We start from the raw sequence: 15,328 nt of genomic DNA, 5'->3' as shown, positions 1-15,328 counted from the left end.
CGTTTAAGGCGCATTCGGCGCAACTCGGCGCACGAGATGCCGGGCGAGAGGGGCGGAGGCGCAGCGTGAGAGCAGGTTCAGCCGACTCGGCGGATGACGCAGGCGGTGACGGCCTGTCGCGGCGCGGCTGGCTTCTACTCGTCGCCGCCACCGTGGTGGTCGGGGCTGCGCTGCTCGGCGTCGGCATCTCCGCGACCGGCCTCTCCGCCGGTGGTGCCGGCGGCGCCGGAGCGGCCGGCTCGTCGACATCGCCGACGGTCGCGAAGCACATCCCCGAGCCGGGATCGGCGCCGGTGCCGCGTGGCCTGCCGCCCCGGCAGACCCGCACGCCGGTCGCCACCGTGCCTTCGCAGCCGGTCGGGTCGCTGGCGCCCGGCGCGTGCCTGCAGACCTACGACTCGAAATGGGCGGACGCGTATCCGGTCGTCGACTGTTCGCAGCCGCACATCGCGCAGTTGCTGGCCACCGGCCGTCTCCCTCAGGCGGCCGATGAGACCTTCCCTGGCACGGATGCGCTGGACAAGCAGGTGAGCGACCTCTGCGAACCGTCGCTCGATTGGGACTGGGTCGCCGTCTGGAACGAAGACGTGCAGCTCGACCTTCGTTACCCGAACACGCCCGAACACTGGGCGACGGGAGCGCGCACGTACTACTGCATCGTCTACACGTACTCGCGCAACGAACTCACCGGAAGCGCGCGAGCCGCCCGGTGACGCTCATCCCGCTCCGGGACGGGCCCACGAGGGCCGCACCTAGAGGTTCGGCTCGTCGTCCTCTTCGTCGGTCATCGCGAACTCGGCGACGTCTTCGAGCGAGGGTGCTTGCGCGCCCTCCGCGGTTCCTTCGTCGAGATAGCCGGTGCCGTCGGGGTAGCCCGCCTCGTCCGGGTATTCGATCTGTTCACGTTCTGTCGTCATGCCCATCACCTCCGCGACCAGCTTGCTCCGTCTGCTTGAGTTTGCGCCACCCGCCGGCGCGATTGTTCTGCACGATCCGGCGCAGAAAGGCGAGCAGCGCCTCCTCGTCGATGGGGTCGCCCTGGCGGAACCCGATGGTGCGCGCCGTCTGATTGTCGCGGCCGGCCGTGATGAGGCCGGCCGGGTCGGGCACGATCGCGCCGTCGTAGACGAACAGGTTGACGTGATCTTTGGCGGCGAGGAAGGCGCACACGTTTCCGTCGAGGACGAAGTACGGCTGAACGCTCCGTTTGATGGTCTCCTGAATGCCCGGATCGGCTCGATGGATGATGGCACGCAGCCGCGCGAACGTCTCGCGCTGCCACTCGGGCAGGCCGCCGAGGTAGGCGTCGACGCGAGGATCCAGCGGTGCGGAGTCCATGTCTCACCATACGCACGAATGGCCCGCCCCAGAAAGGGACGGGCCATCCGTGTGATGCGTCGGCCAGACGGAGGGGATCAGTTGGCCGGCGGCATCAGCACGGTGTCGATGAGGTACACCGTGGCATTCGCGGTGTGGACGCCGCCACAGATGACCTTGGCGTCGTTCACCATGATGTCGTCGCCGGCGCCGGTGACCTTCACGTCGCCGCCCTCGACCGTCTTGTGGGTGCCGTCGATCTTGTCAGGAGCGATCTGGCCGGGAACCACGTGGTAGGTCAGGATCTTGGTCAGCGTCGCCGCGCCCTCGGGCGTCTTCAGCGAGTCGATGGTCGCGGCGTCGATCTTGCCGAACGCGTCGTCGACGGGGGCGAACACCGTGAACTCGCTGCCGTTGAGCGTGTCGACCAGGTTCACATCCGGGTTGAGCTTGCCCGAGACGGAGGCGACGAGGGTCTTCAGCAGCGGGTTGTTCGAGGCCGCCGTCGCCACCGGGTCCTGCGCCATTCCGCTGACCGAACCGGAGCCGTCGGGAACTGACTTCGCGTAGGCGGCGCAGCCGCTGCCGACGAGGTCGGCGGCCGGGTCCATGGCGGACGCGCTGGGGGATGAGCTCTCCGACGGCATCGAGGAGGACGACGAGGCCGATCCGCTTCCGGACGAACAAGCCGAGAGACCGAGAGTGGCCGCTGCGGCGAGCCCCAGAACGGCGATGATGTGGCGCTTCTGTACTCGCATGGGTACTACTCCTTTGTGTGGGATCGGCCGCAGCTGCGAAGCGGCCTTGCACCAGGGGTTCGACACTGCGCCGGGAACGGATTGGAGAACGGCCCGAAGTTTCTCGCGGCGAACGAGGGCGAACCGCGCGAAAGGGTGTTTCGACCCCGGGATTCTGCGCCCGGGAGTGGTCAGATAGGGACATGGCCAACACCCGTCACGTCAGAACGTCCTTCGCCGCTGCTGCCGTCGCCGCCGCGGTGGCCATCATCCTCACGGGATGCGGTGGCCCGTCAAGCTCGCCGACGCCGTCCGGTTCCGGCTCGGGCTCGGCATCCGCCTCCTCGTCGTCGACGCCGCGGCCGACCGGAACGAGCACCGCCGTGCCGGTGGACGGCCAGTGCGCGACGAGCGATCTGACCGGCACGATCGCGAAGGGCGGCGGCGGGGCAGCCGGAAGCGTCGAGGTGACGCTCGTGCTGACGAACAACGGCTCGGCCTCGTGTGCGCTTCAGGGCTGGCCCGGGGTCTCGTTCGTCGGCGACGGCAACGGCACTCAGCTCGGCAAGGCCGCCGACTTCGACCGTTCGACGCCGCACGAGACGGTCACGGTGGCCCCCGGTGGCACGGCACAGGCGCCGCTGAAGATCACCCAGGCGCTCAACTACCCGGAGGCCGACTGCGGCCCGAAGCAGGCCGACGGCTTCCGCGTCTATCCGCCCGGCTCCACCGAGTCGCTGTTCGTGAAGGATGCCGACGTCACGGCCTGCACCAAGGACTCCGCTCCGACCCTGCTCGTCGTCGGCGCGCTCGCCGCTCCCTGACCCGGCCGGGCGGTGTCGGAGGGTCAGCGGATGTCGGTGGCTCGCCGGATGATTGCGGCATGCCGACGCAGCGCGCGAGACTCCTCCTCCTCTTCGAAGCCGAGCATCCCGAGTCGGGTGATGCCGCGGCCAAAGACGAAGCCATCCGGCGTACGTTCGGCATCGAGCCGCAGCGTTACCGCGAGTTGATCGCCGAGCTCGATCGAACGGATGCGCGGGCAGACGCGGCATAGTTCTCTTGTCGTCAACCCCCAGCGCTCCGGGCTTCGCGGGGGTACCGTTCGTGGTCCAGATCGATCACCTGTCGAAAGGACCCCAATGGCTACCGCAACAGCGACCAAGTCGACCACCCGCAGCAAGACCGCAGGGCGTTCCGCGTCCGGCACGACAGCGGCGGGAGTCGCATCCACCCGCCGAGAGCACGCGGAGCATGGATTCGTGGCGTCCGCAGAGCTGGCCGCCAACCTGCAACGGGTGCACGTCGACCTGATCGAACTGCACCTTCAGGGCAAGCAGGCGCACTGGAACGTCGTCGGCAAGAACTTCCGCGACCTGCACCTGCAGCTCGATGAGATCGTCGAGTCGGCCCGCGAGTTCAGCGACGTGGTCGCCGAACGTCTGCGGGCGCTGCACGCCGCCCCGGACGGACGAAGCGCAACGGTCGCGAAGTCCACGAGCCTGCCCGAGTATCCGAACGGCGAGGTCGACACGGCCAAGACCGTCGACCTCATCGTCGAGCGGCTCGAAGCGACCGTGGCCACGATGCGCGACGTGCACGACGACGTCGACGAGGAAGACCCGACGACCGCGGACATCCTGCACGAGATCATCGCGACGCTCGAACAGTATGCGTGGATGGTGGGCGCGGAGAACCGCACCCCCGCCACTCGATGACGCGCGCCTTCTCCGACGCGCAACGCGAGTACCTGACCGCCGCCGAAGCCTGCGAGGGCTCGGCCGGCGGTCTTCTCGCGACCCTGCGACGGCTCGACCCCGCCGCGCTTGCACCGCTTCCCGGCTCGGGTCGCACCGCCGAGCGCTTCCGCTTCCTCGCAACCGTCGCACAAGCGGACGTGACGGCGGCGCGCGTGCTAGAACCGCACCTCGACGCGGTCGCCATCCTCACGGAGGCCGGACAGCGAGCCGACGCCGGGCACGTCTGGGGAGTGTTCGCTGCGGAGGCGCCGGGCACGAAGCTCGAAGCCTCAGAAGACGCGCAGTCTCCCGGCGTCTGGCGTCTCACCGGCGTCAAGCCGTGGTGCTCTCTCGGGGGCAGGCTGAGCGATGCGTTGCTCACGGCGACCACCGGTTCGGGAGCCCGGCGCCTCTTCCGTGCCGACCTGACCCAAGCGGGCGTGCATCCCGAGCCGTCCGCGTGGGTGGCGCGCGGCCTCGCCGATGTCGAGAGCGGGCCGCTGCGCTTCGAGGCCGCGGTCGCTGAGCCCGTCGGCGAGGAGGGATGGTATCTCGAGCGACCCGGGTTCCGTCACGGCGCGATCGGTGTCGCGGCCTGCTGGTGGGGCGGATGCGTTCCCCTCTTCGATGCGCTCGCGACGAAGGCCGCCCGCGAGGGCACGAGCCCGCTGGCGACGAGCCGCGTGGGGCATCTTCACCGCGTGCTGGAGGCCGCGCGACTCGTGCTCGCGCACAGCGCCGAGCGCATCGACGCAACCGGCGAGGGTGGGATCGATGACGACGCTGCTGCCGTGCTCGCCCACACGGCGCGAGGAGCGGTTGCGGATGCGGTGGAGGAGACACTCAGCGCCGCCCGCGACATCCTCGGCCCGGCGTCGCTGGGTTTCGACGAGTCCGTGGCACGCCGCTGTGCCGACCTCGAACTCTACGTTTCGCAGTATCACCGCGGGCCCGACGACGCCTCCCTCTTCGGCCACCTGCCGCAGGGCGGTCTCGGATGGTGAGCTTCGACGCCGACCGCACGCTGACGAGTGCGGCCGAGTGGCGGGCCGACGAGCACTGGCACGATGTCGAGCCGATCGACCTCGCCCAGCTCGACACCCTCGACGAGCTGGTCGTGTTCTCCGCACACGCGGACGACGAGACGATCGGCGCCGGCGGCCTCATCGCCCTCGCGGCCGATCGTGGCGTCGCGGTGCGCGTCGTGGTCGCGACCGACGGCGACGATCGGCGGCCGGCCGAACTCCGGCAGGCCCTCGAAACGCTGGGCGTCCCTGCCCCGGCCGCCGTCACGATCGAGCACCTGCACCTCCCCGACGGCCGCACGAAGCACCACGCCGACGAACTGCGGGCCGGGGTGGAACGCACCCTGTCGCTCGGCAGCGTCCGACGCTGGGTGCTCGCGCCCTGGCCGGGCGACAGGCGCGGCGACCACCGCACCGTGGGCCGGGAGGTCGGAAGCGCCATGCGGACAGGTCGGGGCGAGCTCTTCTTCTACCCGGTCTGGCTGTGGCAGTGGTCAGCGGCAGAGGATGTTCCGTGGAGCCGCCTCATCGATGTCGCGCTCCCCGACGACGTCCGGCTGCGCAAGCAGCGGGCGATCGGCGGTTTCGGCACGCAACTGCGGTCGGCGAACAATCCGGAGGGCGTGCTGACCGAGGAGTTCCTGGACCATTCCCGGCACGGCCGCGAAGTGCTCATCAGACCGGAGGGGTCTGCGCTCGACCGGCACTTCGAACGGCTGCACAGCGACGGCGCCGACCCCTGGGACGTGCGCACCCGCTGGTACGAACGGCGAAAGCGCGCGATCACTCTGGCCTCCCTGCCGCGCGAGCATCCGGGCCGCGTGCTGGAGGTCGGCTGCTCGGTGGGGGAGACCACCGCCCTGCTGGCCGAACGTGCGGAGTCGGTCGTCGCCGTCGACGTCTCGGCAGCGGCCGTGGAGACGGCGACGCAGCGGGTGAGCGCGCATCCGAACGCCGTGGTTCGCAGGATGCGGGTGCCCGCAGCCTGGCCCGACGGCCGGTTCGACCTCATCCTCATCTCCGAAGTCGCCTACTATCTGGCGGCCGATGAGTGGCGAGCGGTGATCGACCGCTGCCGGTCGTCGTTGACCGAGGGAGGCGCCGTGGTGCTCTGCCACTGGCGGGGAGCGGCCGACGATTTCGCCCAGTCGGGCGAGAACGCGCACGAGGTGTTCCGCACGGAGTCGGGACTGAGCGCCACGGTGACGCACCGCGAGAGCGACTTTCTGCTCGAGGTGTTCGAGTGAGGTGGGGCGCGATGAGGAGACGGATCCGGCACCTGGTGGTGGTCGTGCCCGCGCGCAACGAGGAGGCGACGCTCGACGCGTGCCTGCGGTCGATCGCCGTGGCCGCAGAGCGGATCGCACCGGTGACCTGCACCACCGTTCTCGTTCTCGACGCGTGCACAGACGGCTCGCGGGAGATCGCGGCCCGGCATCCGAGCCTCGTGACGATCGAGCGGAGTTTCGAGAACGTCGGGCTGAGCCGTGCGGCAGGGGTGGAGGCCGGGCTCCGGCTCGCGAACGCCGATCCGAGAACCGTCTGGATCGCTACGACGGATGCGGACAGCGAGGTGCCTCCCGGCTGGCTGGCGCGCAACCTCCGGGCGGCGCGGGATGCGGACGTCTTCGTCGGCGCGGTGGTGCCGGTGCTGCACGACCTGGACGATTCCCGCCGAGACGCCTGGGTCCGCATCCACCCGCCGGGCGCGACCCTGGGTCACGTGCACGGAGCCAACCTCGGCGTGCGAGCCGACGTCTACCTGCGCTCGGGCGGTTTCGCCGCGCTCGCACGGGACGAAGACGTCACGCTCGTCGAACGGCTGCGCGCGGGCGGCGCACGGGTCGCCGAATCCGAAGACGATCCGGTCGTGACCTCGAGCCGGCTCGAAGGCCGGGTGTCCGGCGGCTACGCGCAGTACCTGAACGACCTGGGCCTGAGCGACCTCGCCCCGACCTGATCCGAAGCGAGCCGGGGCCGCGGATGACCGACGCAGCTCAGCCGAGCATCAGCGCGTTCGGGTCGCTCGGCGAGACGCGGAACGGCAGCACGCTGCCCGGCTGCCAGTTCGAGAGCGCGCTGTCGGCGATCACCGTTTGGTAGACGGTGCGATACGCATCCCGCCCCTCGAGCTTGAGGTCGAGGTGCACCCGATAGACCGGCGTTCCGGCCACATCCGTCGCGGTCGGCTCGATCGCAACGACGGTGCCGGAACCTTGCGCCATGGTCGCGTATGCGGCCATGTTCGCGAACGGGTTCGCGGCAGACATCCCGTGACTGCCGAGCGGCGCGTTGGGGTCGGTGCCCGCGAACTGTTCGGCGAGGTCGGCCGACATCTTGAGGTTCGCCGCATAGTCGGTGGTCGCGGTCTGCTTCGCGCCCGCCTTCATCAGGCGGAACACATCGCGGAAGACGCCCACGGTCAGCTCGTGAACGCGATCTTCTGCGGATCGGCCGGGTCGACGGCCACCTCGTGCGAGCTTCCTTCCGCATAGTTCGCGAGGAACTGCGGAGCCACCATCTCGCGCTTGCTCACGAGGTACGGCGCCGCGCCAGGCAGGGTGACCTCGACCTGCAACTGGTACCAGGGGTTGCCCGACACCCGCTCACCGGTGTCGACCGCGGAGCGGATCACCGAGGTGCCCTTCGCTCCGACGGCGATGATGCGGTTCAGTTCCTGACCGTAGGCGGTGAGCACCTCGCGGTCGGCGTACATGTCGGCGCTGACGCTCCCGGCGTTCGCCATGGTCACCGCTCCGCCTTGGGCGTACCCGGCGTCTTTCAGAGCTTGCGAGGCGAGCTCCTGCGCCGCGGCGGCTTGGGCTGCCCAGTCCTGCGCACCGGCCCCTGCGCTGTCGGCGGCCTTCTTCGCGCGGTCGAACAGTCCCATGGATTCTCCTTGCGTCGGGGCGCGGAACGGTCCGCCATCGGCGGCGGTCTCCCGTCGTCTACCGGGCCGCCCTCAGTCTGGCAGGGGCCGGCTGGTGCTCGCTAGAGTCGTCGGCATGGTGGATCCGCTGCACTTCGATCGCCACGCGGAGGTCTACGAACGGGCGCGGCCGCCCTATCCCGACGCACTCTGGGCGCGCCTTGCCGGCCTCGGCCTTCTGTCGCGCGGCGACCGCGTGCTCGACCTCGGAGCCGGAACAGGGCAGGCCGCAGGCAGGCTCCTCGGTTTCGGGATGCAGGTCACCGCCGTCGAACCGGGCCCGGCCCTTGCCGCGCGGCTCCGCTCCGCCCTTTCCGCGGTTGAGGTCATCGAGTCGACGATCGAAGGCGCATCGCTGACCGACGGCGGATACGAGCTGGCCGTGGCCGCCACCTCCGTGCACTGGTTCGACCTGCCGGTGGTGCTCCCGAAGCTGCACCGCGCCCTCGTCTCCGGTGGTCATTTCGCCGTGTGGCGCACCGTCTTCGGCGACCCGTCGGCAGAGGTCACCCCTTTTCGCGAACAAGTTGCCAGGATCGTCGCCCCTCGCACCGCGCCGCCGCGACCGGGACCGTCGGAGTCGGCGACCGCATCCTGGGCCGACGAGCTCGTCTCAGGTGGGTGGTTCCGGGTGGTCGACCGGGTGGAGTTTCCGTGGCGGATCGAGCTGGATGCCGACCAGATCCGCGACCTGTTCACCACGTTCAGCGACTGGTCGCTCAGCGAGGTGGAGCAGGCGGCGGCGGCCGTGCGTGACCTCGGAGGCACCGTGACGGAGCACTACCTCACGCCGCTCATCGTGCTCGAGCGCGTGCCCGGCAGCGACCTCGCCTGACCGCACCAAAGCCATCGAGTCCAGGAAGAATGCTCCCAATCGCACGATTTTGGAGCTTTCTTCCTGGACTCGATTGCTTTGACTAGTCGCTGCGCACGGGTCCGAGGGCGGAGCCGTCGTTGTGGCCCGCCGCTGCGCCCTTCAGTTCGATCAGGATGGTGTGCGTCTCGGTGTCGCCGATGTTCTCGCCCGCGTGCCGTTGCGCGGGGAGCCAGACGGCCTGGCCGGAGTCGAGTTGCGTCGTGAACTCGCGGTCTCCGGCCATGAGTCTGCGACGGAAACCGCTCAGGGTGACCATCACGCTGTTCGGATGGTCGTGCGGCGTCGTGACCGTGCCGGGCACGTCGTCATACGCGAGCACGCGCACGAGATCGTTCTCCCAGAGCACGTGATAGTTGTCGGGGTTCGTCACCGTCGGATCGTCGTCGATCATGAACGAACTGTACGCCCGGGCACTGGGGCCCGGGCGTACAGGGTGACACATCGATCCAGGTCAGAGCTGGCCGTCATCCATATCTGATGTGCGGCGGCTGATGCGCTCGCCTGTCGCGGGGTCGACCGCGGTGCGGCTCGTGGTCACCGACGTGCGACGCCGCGTGATCAGGATGATCCCGAGGATGATGCCGACCACGCCGGCTGCCATCAGGATGTAGCCCACCAGGTGAAGATCGACCCAGCCGATGTCGACGTTGACCGCGAACGCGAGGATGGCGCCGATCACGAGCAGAACGATTCCGGTTCCCAGACTCATTGGATTCCTTTCGTCAGGGGTCTCGGGTCAGACTCGTCGGCTGCCCGTGAGCATACGGACGAGCCAGACGATGACCGCCAGCACGAGCAGCACGATGCCGACCCACAGCAGGAAGTTCAGCGACTGCACGAACCCGCCGGTGAGCAGCAGGATGATGGCGATGATGGCGATGACGATCAAGAGGATGTTCATTGCGGTGACGCTCCTTCCGACACGGGTCGCGGTCGCGACCCTTGGCGGAGTCCACACAACAACTAGTTCACCGAACTAACAAGTGCCTGGCGGCGTTGATTTTGCGGGAAATGAGGGTATTGGGATGCGGCCGACGCGCGATCGCGCCTACTTGTCGATGCCTACTTGTCGATGCCGTCGACGGCCGACTGCAGGCGGCTCAGGAACCGGGTCACGGTGCGCATCTCCTCCGGGCTGAGCGACTCGGCGGCGAGGATCACCTGCTCGTGGGTGTCGCCCACCGCATCCCGCACGCTGGGATCGGTCAGTCTCAGCGGAACGATCTCGACGGAGCGGCGGTCTGTCGCACTGGCTCTCTTCTGCACGTAGCCGTCACGCACCAGCCTGCCGATGAGAGTGGTGGTGGATGCGCTGGAGATGCCGAGGTAGTGGGCGATGTCTTTGGCGTTGGTGACTCGTCCGGCGTCGTCGTTGGCGAGGATGAACCGGAGCGCGAGGAAGTCGTTCTCGCTGATGCTCATGGAGACGCCGCGGCGGCGTCGCATCGCTGCTTCGGCCGCACGGTACGACCGGAGCGCATTGAGCACGGTTCTGGTGTCCGGCGCGGGTTCGACGTCCGGATCGCCGTCGTGGGTGCGAGGCGAATCGCTCATGCCACCCATTCAGTGCACCGAATGTCTAGTTAATCTAGGCATTCCGAGCGGGTGGTCAGGTTCGGGTGTGGCGGCTACCCTGGACGGCGCGCATCCGAGAGGCGGATCCGCGCGGAAGGAGCACGCCATCGAAGACAGCGGCCCGGTCGTCTTCGGCGACCGTTTCGAGGTGGAGCATGTCATCGGGCGCGGTGGGATGGCCGTGGTCTGGCGTGCGCACGACCGGCAACTCGACCGGGCTGTCGCCGTCAAGGTGTTCCCCCCGGGCGAGGCGAGTGACTCCGCGCGACGGGAAGCCGAAGCCCAGGCTCTGGCGCGGGTGAACCATCCGAACCTGGTCACGCTGTTCGACGCCCACCTCGCGACCGCCGGAACGGACGAGCCGAGCTACATCGTGATGGAGCTCGTCGACGGCCCCAGCCTGCGGGACGAGCTCGATCGCGGGCCGCTCCCCGCCGAGGAGGTCGCCCTGCTCGCAGCGGAGTTGGCCGAAGCTCTCGCCGCCGTGCACGCGGCCGGCATCGTGCACCGCGACTTGAAGCCGGCGAACATCCTGCTGACCTCGACGGGCCTCCCGTCGCAGCCCTATCGCGGCAAGCTCGCCGATTTCGGCATCGCCCACCTCGTGGGGTCGGAGCGCATCACCACCGACGGCGTGGTCGTGGGAACTGCGGCGTACCTCAGCCCCGAGCAGGCTCGCGGGGACGAGCCCGGCCCGCCGTCCGACATCTACGCGCTGGGATTGATCGTGCTCGAATGCCTCATGGGTGAAAGGCCGTTCGCCGGCACCGCCGCCGAGTCGATCGGCACGCGGCTGCTTCGCGATCCGACGATTCCCGACGGCCTGCCGGCGGACTGGGTGCAGCTGCTGCGCGAGATGACGGCGATGGATGCGGCGGCGCGGCCCGACGCGATGGACGTAGCGGTGCGCTCCCGGGCGGGGGCGGTCGAGCTGGCGGGATGGGCGCCCGTCGCCGCCGGCGTCGGCGCCGCCGCTGGAGTGGGTGCCGACGCGTCTGCGTTGGAGCCGGACGCGCCGACGCGCGCCGAGGTGCCGACCGTGCGGATGGAGGCTGCTGAGGTGTCCGCGCCGACGGCGACGACCGGCCGTGCGCGCCGGCGAGTCGTCGGTGTCGCCCTGGTGGGTGCCGCGCTCGTGATCGCCGCGCTCGTCACTGTCATCGCCGTCTCCTCCGGCGGCGGGCAGGAGGCTGTTCCGACGCCGCGGCCGTCGACGACGGCGCCGGTCGCTCCGGTGTCGAGCCCCGAGCCTGCCCCGGCGAGCAACGAGCCGGCGGCGACCCCGACCGTCGCTCCTCCCGCGAACCCGGCACCGGGAAATCCCGGGAAGGACGACAAGAAGGGCAAGGGCAACGGCAACGGAAACGGCAACGGCGGCAAAGGCAAGGACAAGTAGCCGGTCAGCTCGCGCTGGCGAGGATCTCGGCGATCCGGCCCTTGCACCCTCCGCACCCCGTTCCCGCGCGGGTGTCGCGGCCGACGCACTCGACGGTGCTGCTCCCCGCATCCATCGATTCGGAGATCCTTGCCACGGTGACGCCGTTGCACCAGCACACCGTCGCATCCGGAGCGAGCGGGTCTGACGTCGCAGCCGATGAGGCCGTTGGCGCGTCGAGGCGCAGGAACACGGTCGGATCAGCGGGAACCTCCGACCCGCGCTCGAAGAGCAGGGTGAGCTCGGCGCCCGCGCGCGGCATGCCGACCGCGATGAAGCCCGCGAGGGTTCCGTCGCGCACGACGGTCTTCAGATAGCCGCCGCGAGCGGGGTCGAGCCAGAGGCTGACGTCGGCGGACGCATCCACCCAGGGTTGGGTCGTGTGCTCCCCGCCGGAGACGACGTCGATGCCGGTCGCCTTGAGCATCACGACCGCCGGCCGCTCGGGCGTCGTCGCGCCGTCGGCGGCCTCGCCCCCGAATCGTCGCGCCAGAGCCGCGGCCTGCCGCCAGCCCGGACCGATCAGTCCGCTCGGCGCGCCCGGCACCCGTCCGCCCGCATCCCTGTCTTCGGGCGAGGCGATCTGCGCACAGTCGCCGATCGCGAAGATGTCGGGGTCGGCCCAAGTGCGCAGGTCTTCACCCACCAGGATTCCCGCCGAGCAGTCGAGGCCCGCGGCGGACGCCAGCTCGGTTCTCGCGCCCACCCCGCACGACAACACCAGCAGGTCGCCGGGGATGTGCTTGCCGTCTGCGCAGAGCACGGCGTCGAACCGTTGCACGCCGTCGTCGTCGTGGCGCAAAAGCAGACCCTCGGCCCGCGAGTGCGAGGCCAGTCCGATGCCCTGTCGGCGGCTGGCCTGAGCGAGCATCCGGCCGCCGTGATCGTCGAGGTTGCGCGCCATCGGGATCTCGCCGTGGTGCACGACGACCACTTCGGCGCCATGCTCGGCCGCCGCGAGGGCGAACTCCATGCCGAGCACCCCGGCGCCCAGCACGACGATTGTTCCGCCCGCCGCGACGACCGGCGTGACGACGGCGGCGTCGACGAGATCGCGCATCGCCACGACACCCCGGGGGAGGGCCGCCGCGCCCCGGTCGAGCGCGCCGGCCGACACGAGAGGGTCTGTGCGGAATCGGCGCGAGCGCTGCAGCCCGTCGAGCGTTGGAACGTTCGCGCGGGCGCCGGTGGCGAACACCAGGCGGTCGTAGGGGATGCTGTCTCCACCCTCGACGGTCACCCGCTGCCGCAGGCGGTCGACACTGAGCGCCGCCTCGCCGAGCCGGATGACGACGCCCACGGCCAGGGCCGCCGCCGTGTCGGTGATCTCGAGGCGGTCGCGATCGGCGGCTCCCACCGCGTATTCGGCGACCAGCACCCGGTTGTAGGCGTCTTCCGTCTCCGCACCGACGACGGTGAGCTCGACGCGCCCTGCGGCGACGGCCGGCGACAGTTCTTCCACGAAGCGGGCGCCGACCGGTCCGTAGCCGATCAGCACGACGCGCAGCGGTCGCGTGCCAGTGCCGCTCATCGGGCGCGCTCCGCCGGCTGCCGCTCGTTGGTTGTCACCGTGACGAGCGTGCGCTTGAACTCGGGCATGAACGATACCGGGTCCACGATTGACTCCGTGAGCAGATTGGCGCACTGCTCGCCAGCGAAGTGGAAGGGGAGGAACACGGTGTCCAGACGCATCCCTTCGGTCAGGTCCGCTCGCGCGGACACGTCGCCGCGGGCGTTCGATATCCGAACGCGGTCGCCGTGGGCGATGCCCAGACGGGCCGCGGTCTCAGGATGCAGTTCGGCCCGCACCTCCGGGCGGGCGGCCAGCAGCTCGGGCACGCGGCGGGTCTGCGCACCCGACTGGTAGTGCTCGAGAAGCCGCCCGGTGATGAGGGTCAGCGCTCCGCCCCGCTGCGCTCCTGGATCGCGCTCCACCGCCGAGACCGCGACCAGGCGTGCTCGGTCGTCGTCGTGACCGAAGCGGTCGAGGAAGAGCCGCGGGGTTCCGGCGGATCCGGCCGGGTACGGCCAGTACGCCTCCACCTCGGTGTCGAGCAACGCGTGGCTGAGACCCGAGTAGTCGGCGATGCCGCCCGCGGATGCCCGGGCGAGTTCGTCGAAGACGGCCGCCGGTTCGGCCGGCCACACAGAGGGAGCGCCGAGACGATCGGCCAGGTCGGCGAGGATCGCGAGCTCACTGCGCGCCTGCCCAGGCGGTGGAAGAGCCTGGCGTCGTCGGATCACGCGACCTTCCAGCGATGTCATCGTGCCCTCCTCCTCCGCCCACTGGGTCACCGGCAGGATGACGTGCGCGAGTTCCGCCGTCTCCGACAGCACGAAGTCGCACACCACGAGAAGGTCGAGCGAGCGCAGTCCGGCGCGGATGGCGGTGACGTCGGGGCCGGAGACCACCACGTTGGCGCCGTGGACGAGCAGGGCCCGAACGCCTCCGGCTGCTCCGAGCATCCCGAGCAGTTCGACCGCCGGAACTCCAGGCCCGGGGATGGTCGCCGGGTCGACGCCCCAGACCTCGGCCACGGCGGCGCGCGCCCGAGGGTCGGCGATCTTGCGGTAGCCGGGCAGCTGATCGCATTTCTGCCCGTGCTCCCGGCCGCCCTGCCCGTTGCCCTGCCCGGTGAGGGTGCCGTAGCCCGAGCGACCCGTTCCGACCAGCCCGAGAACGAGCGCCAGGTTGATCGCCGCCGTGGCGGTGTCCGTGCCGTCGACGTGCTGTTCGACACCGCGCCCGGTGAGGATGTAGGTGCCGCGGCCGTTCGCGAGTCGCCTCGCCACCTCCCGCAGCTGCGAGGCGGGAACGCCCGTGTGCTCCTGCACCCGTTCCGGCCACCATCGGCCGACGCTCCGGCGAAGCGACTCGTAGCCGACCGTGCGCCGGTCGACGTAGTCGTGGTCCACGAGACCTTCGGAGATGACGATGTTGAGCAGCCCGAGAAGCAGCACCAGGTCGGTTCCCGGCGCCGGCTGCACGTGCATCCCGCCACCGTCGGCGGTCAGTTCGGCGGTCTGCGAGCGGCGCGGGTCGACGACGATGAGGCCACCGGATGCGCGGGCGCCGGCCAGGTGCCCGATGAACGGGGGCATGGTGGCAGCGACGTTGGAGCCGAGCAGGAGGATGGTGTGCGCGTCATCGAGGTCGGTGACGGGGAACGGCAGCCCGCGGTCGACGCCGAACGCCCGGTTGCCGGCCGCCGCGGCCGACGACATGCAGAAACGTCCGTTGTAGTCGATTCGCGACGTGCCGAGCGCCAAACGGGCGAACTTGCCGAGCAGGTACGCCTTCTCGTTCGTCAGCCCGCCGCCGCCGAAGACACCGACCGCGTCGGCCCCGTGCGACTCGCGGAGGGCGATGAGCCGGCGGGCGATCAGGTCGAGAGCTTCGCCCCACGTCGCCTCGGCGAGCCCGTTCGCGCCGCGGATGAGCGGTGTGGTGATCCGGCCGCCCGTCCGCAGCAGCTCCGCCGACGTCCAGCCCTTCTTGCACAGCCCGCCCCGATTGGTCGGGAACGAGCGGCCGGCCACGGTGACCGGAGCGCCGTCCTCCGCAGCCGGGGCGGGCGTCAGCGTCATCGCGCACTGGAGCGCACAGTACGGGCAGTGGGTGGCAGCGGCGGCCACCGCATCCTTCGTGCCTGATCCGCTGCCGGTGGTGTCGGTCATGGTCGTCGCATCCCGC

20 protein-coding genes are annotated in these 15,328 nt (G+C 70.1%); 9 read left to right on the top strand and 11 right to left on the bottom strand.

The genetic code is table 11. The features are described 5' to 3' along the window. The first annotated feature begins 65 nt into the window (after positions 1 to 65). Positions 66 to 713 (top strand): septum formation family protein, encoded by a 648-nt coding sequence (locus ACFVWR_RS10570; protein ID WP_387211046.1) that lies wholly within the window; start codon positions 66 to 68, stop codon positions 711 to 713. Positions 714 to 752: 39 nt separating this feature from the next. On the opposite strand, the gene ACFVWR_RS10565 is transcribed toward ACFVWR_RS10570, so the two are convergent. The 3 genes from ACFVWR_RS10565 to ACFVWR_RS10555 all read right to left on the bottom strand — a co-directional run bounded on the left by ACFVWR_RS10565 (position 753) and on the right by ACFVWR_RS10555 (position 2,075). Continuing rightward, positions 753 to 917, bottom strand: a complete 165-nt coding sequence (locus ACFVWR_RS10565; RefSeq protein ID WP_387211043.1) for a hypothetical protein — start codon at positions 915 to 917, stop codon at positions 753 to 755. After that, positions 901 to 1,338 (bottom strand): DUF1801 domain-containing protein, encoded by a 438-nt coding sequence (locus ACFVWR_RS10560; protein ID WP_387211040.1) that lies wholly within the window; start codon positions 1,336 to 1,338, stop codon positions 901 to 903. The genes ACFVWR_RS10565 and ACFVWR_RS10560 overlap by 17 nt, the downstream gene beginning before the upstream one ends. A 77-nt stretch (positions 1,339 to 1,415) precedes the next feature. Further along, the gene (locus ACFVWR_RS10555; protein ID WP_387211037.1) at positions 1,416 to 2,075 is read right to left on the bottom strand and encodes a fasciclin domain-containing protein; all 660 of its coding nucleotides are present in this window, start codon (positions 2,073 to 2,075) and stop codon (positions 1,416 to 1,418) included. A gap of 182 nt (positions 2,076 to 2,257) precedes the next feature. On the opposite strand from ACFVWR_RS10555, the gene ACFVWR_RS10550 reads away from it, so the two are divergent. From ACFVWR_RS10550 to ACFVWR_RS10525, 6 genes are all read left to right on the top strand, one after another. After that, on the top strand, positions 2,258 to 2,878 hold the full coding sequence (locus tag ACFVWR_RS10550; protein WP_387211034.1) for a DUF4232 domain-containing protein: 621 nt from the start codon (positions 2,258 to 2,260) through the stop codon (positions 2,876 to 2,878). 59 nt (positions 2,879 to 2,937) lie between these two features. Beyond that, on the top strand, positions 2,938 to 3,111 hold the full coding sequence (locus ACFVWR_RS10545) for a DUF3263 domain-containing protein (RefSeq protein ID WP_387211031.1): 174 nt from the start codon (positions 2,938 to 2,940) through the stop codon (positions 3,109 to 3,111). Between the two features lie 85 nt (positions 3,112 to 3,196). Beyond that, the gene (locus ACFVWR_RS10540) at positions 3,197 to 3,772 is read left to right on the top strand and encodes a Dps family protein (protein ID WP_387211028.1); all 576 of its coding nucleotides are present in this window, start codon (positions 3,197 to 3,199) and stop codon (positions 3,770 to 3,772) included. Continuing rightward, positions 3,769 to 4,797 carry a hypothetical protein gene (locus ACFVWR_RS10535; RefSeq protein ID WP_387211025.1) on the top strand — a complete coding sequence of 343 codons (1,029 nt, stop codon included), beginning with the start codon at positions 3,769 to 3,771 and terminating at the stop codon, positions 4,795 to 4,797. The genes ACFVWR_RS10540 and ACFVWR_RS10535 overlap by 4 nt, the downstream gene beginning before the upstream one ends. Further along, positions 4,791 to 6,065 (top strand): PIG-L family deacetylase, encoded by a 1,275-nt coding sequence (locus ACFVWR_RS10530; protein ID WP_387211022.1) that lies wholly within the window; start codon positions 4,791 to 4,793, stop codon positions 6,063 to 6,065. The genes ACFVWR_RS10535 and ACFVWR_RS10530 overlap by 7 nt, the downstream gene beginning before the upstream one ends. An 11-nt stretch (positions 6,066 to 6,076) precedes the next feature. After that, the gene (locus ACFVWR_RS10525) at positions 6,077 to 6,778 is read left to right on the top strand and encodes a glycosyltransferase (RefSeq protein WP_387211019.1); all 702 of its coding nucleotides are present in this window, start codon (positions 6,077 to 6,079) and stop codon (positions 6,776 to 6,778) included. A 37-nt stretch (positions 6,779 to 6,815) separates the two neighbouring features. Here the strand turns inward: ACFVWR_RS10525 and ACFVWR_RS10520 are convergent, their stop codons facing one another. Together ACFVWR_RS10520 and ACFVWR_RS10515 are read right to left on the bottom strand one after the other, a co-directional pair. Continuing rightward, positions 6,816 to 7,238 carry a hypothetical protein gene (locus ACFVWR_RS10520; RefSeq protein ID WP_387211016.1) on the bottom strand — a complete coding sequence of 141 codons (423 nt, stop codon included), beginning with the start codon at positions 7,236 to 7,238 and terminating at the stop codon, positions 6,816 to 6,818. Between the two features lie 2 nt (positions 7,239 to 7,240). Then, positions 7,241 to 7,708 carry a hypothetical protein gene (locus ACFVWR_RS10515; protein ID WP_387211013.1) on the bottom strand — a complete coding sequence of 156 codons (468 nt, stop codon included), beginning with the start codon at positions 7,706 to 7,708 and terminating at the stop codon, positions 7,241 to 7,243. A 115-nt stretch (positions 7,709 to 7,823) separates the two neighbouring features. Between ACFVWR_RS10515 and ACFVWR_RS10510 the strand changes: the two genes are divergently transcribed. Beyond that, positions 7,824 to 8,582 (top strand): class I SAM-dependent methyltransferase, encoded by a 759-nt coding sequence (locus tag ACFVWR_RS10510; protein WP_387211010.1) that lies wholly within the window; start codon positions 7,824 to 7,826, stop codon positions 8,580 to 8,582. 82 nt (positions 8,583 to 8,664) lie between these two features. Here the strand turns inward: ACFVWR_RS10510 and ACFVWR_RS10505 are convergent, their stop codons facing one another. The 4 genes from ACFVWR_RS10505 to ACFVWR_RS10490 form a co-directional block, all read right to left on the bottom strand. Next, positions 8,665 to 9,015 (bottom strand): cupin domain-containing protein, encoded by a 351-nt coding sequence (locus tag ACFVWR_RS10505; protein ID WP_387211006.1) that lies wholly within the window; start codon positions 9,013 to 9,015, stop codon positions 8,665 to 8,667. Positions 9,016 to 9,075: 60 nt separating this feature from the next. After that, entirely contained in the window at positions 9,076 to 9,333 is a 258-nt protein-coding gene (locus tag ACFVWR_RS10500; RefSeq protein WP_387211004.1) for a DUF6458 family protein, read from the bottom strand. Between the two features lie 27 nt (positions 9,334 to 9,360). Beyond that, on the bottom strand, positions 9,361 to 9,525 hold the full coding sequence (locus ACFVWR_RS10495) for a hypothetical protein (protein ID WP_387211001.1): 165 nt from the start codon (positions 9,523 to 9,525) through the stop codon (positions 9,361 to 9,363). 161 nt (positions 9,526 to 9,686) lie between these two features. After that, on the bottom strand, positions 9,687 to 10,178 hold the full coding sequence (locus ACFVWR_RS10490) for a MarR family winged helix-turn-helix transcriptional regulator (RefSeq protein WP_387210998.1): 492 nt from the start codon (positions 10,176 to 10,178) through the stop codon (positions 9,687 to 9,689). Positions 10,179 to 10,245: 67 nt separating this feature from the next. Between ACFVWR_RS10490 and ACFVWR_RS10485 the strand changes: the two genes are divergently transcribed. Next, positions 10,246 to 11,595, top strand: coding sequence for a serine/threonine-protein kinase (locus ACFVWR_RS10485; RefSeq protein WP_387210995.1), 1,350 nt, complete (start codon positions 10,246 to 10,248; stop codon positions 11,593 to 11,595). Between the two features lie 4 nt (positions 11,596 to 11,599). Here the strand turns inward: ACFVWR_RS10485 and ACFVWR_RS10480 are convergent, their stop codons facing one another. Together ACFVWR_RS10480 and ACFVWR_RS10475 are read right to left on the bottom strand one after the other, a co-directional pair. Further along, on the bottom strand, positions 11,600 to 13,165 hold the full coding sequence (locus ACFVWR_RS10480; protein ID WP_387210993.1) for an FAD-dependent oxidoreductase: 1,566 nt from the start codon (positions 13,163 to 13,165) through the stop codon (positions 11,600 to 11,602). Beyond that, the gene (locus ACFVWR_RS10475; RefSeq protein ID WP_387210990.1) at positions 13,162 to 15,312 is read right to left on the bottom strand and encodes a molybdopterin oxidoreductase family protein; all 2,151 of its coding nucleotides are present in this window, start codon (positions 15,310 to 15,312) and stop codon (positions 13,162 to 13,164) included. The genes ACFVWR_RS10480 and ACFVWR_RS10475 overlap by 4 nt, the downstream gene beginning before the upstream one ends. Between the last annotated feature and the right edge of the window lie 16 nt (positions 15,313 to 15,328).

It is taken from the genome of Leifsonia sp. NPDC058292 (assembly GCF_042880955.1).
GTDB lineage: Bacteria > Actinomycetota > Actinomycetes > Actinomycetales > Microbacteriaceae > Leifsonia.
This window is presented reverse-complemented; position numbering and strand designations above follow the sequence as displayed.

Coding starts and splice junctions, on each gene's coding strand:
- ACFVWR_RS10565 (WP_387211043.1), bottom strand. CDS start 917: ATGACGACAGAACGTGAACAGATCGAATACCCGGACGAGGCGGGCTAC.
- ACFVWR_RS10560 (WP_387211040.1), bottom strand. CDS start 1,338: ATGGACTCCGCACCGCTGGATCCTCGCGTCGACGCCTACCTCGGCGGC.
- ACFVWR_RS10555 (WP_387211037.1), bottom strand. CDS start 2,075: ATGCGAGTACAGAAGCGCCACATCATCGCCGTTCTGGGGCTCGCCGCA.
- ACFVWR_RS10550 (WP_387211034.1), top strand. CDS start 2,258: ATGGCCAACACCCGTCACGTCAGAACGTCCTTCGCCGCTGCTGCCGTC.
- ACFVWR_RS10545 (WP_387211031.1), top strand. CDS start 2,938: ATGCCGACGCAGCGCGCGAGACTCCTCCTCCTCTTCGAAGCCGAGCAT.
- ACFVWR_RS10540 (WP_387211028.1), top strand. CDS start 3,197: ATGGCTACCGCAACAGCGACCAAGTCGACCACCCGCAGCAAGACCGCA.
- ACFVWR_RS10535 (WP_387211025.1), top strand. CDS start 3,769: ATGACGCGCGCCTTCTCCGACGCGCAACGCGAGTACCTGACCGCCGCC.
- ACFVWR_RS10530 (WP_387211022.1), top strand. CDS start 4,791: ATGGTGAGCTTCGACGCCGACCGCACGCTGACGAGTGCGGCCGAGTGG.
- ACFVWR_RS10525 (WP_387211019.1), top strand. CDS start 6,077: ATGAGGAGACGGATCCGGCACCTGGTGGTGGTCGTGCCCGCGCGCAAC.
- ACFVWR_RS10515 (WP_387211013.1), bottom strand. CDS start 7,708: ATGGGACTGTTCGACCGCGCGAAGAAGGCCGCCGACAGCGCAGGGGCC.
- ACFVWR_RS10510 (WP_387211010.1), top strand. CDS start 7,824: ATGGTGGATCCGCTGCACTTCGATCGCCACGCGGAGGTCTACGAACGG.
- ACFVWR_RS10505 (WP_387211006.1), bottom strand. CDS start 9,015: ATGATCGACGACGATCCGACGGTGACGAACCCCGACAACTATCACGTG.
- ACFVWR_RS10500 (WP_387211004.1), bottom strand. CDS start 9,333: ATGAGTCTGGGAACCGGAATCGTTCTGCTCGTGATCGGCGCCATCCTC.
- ACFVWR_RS10495 (WP_387211001.1), bottom strand. CDS start 9,525: ATGAACATCCTCTTGATCGTCATCGCCATCATCGCCATCATCCTGCTG.
- ACFVWR_RS10490 (WP_387210998.1), bottom strand. CDS start 10,178: ATGAGCGATTCGCCTCGCACCCACGACGGCGATCCGGACGTCGAACCC.
- ACFVWR_RS10480 (WP_387210993.1), bottom strand. CDS start 13,165: ATGAGCGGCACTGGCACGCGACCGCTGCGCGTCGTGCTGATCGGCTAC.
- ACFVWR_RS10475 (WP_387210990.1), bottom strand. CDS start 15,312: ATGACCGACACCACCGGCAGCGGATCAGGCACGAAGGATGCGGTGGCC.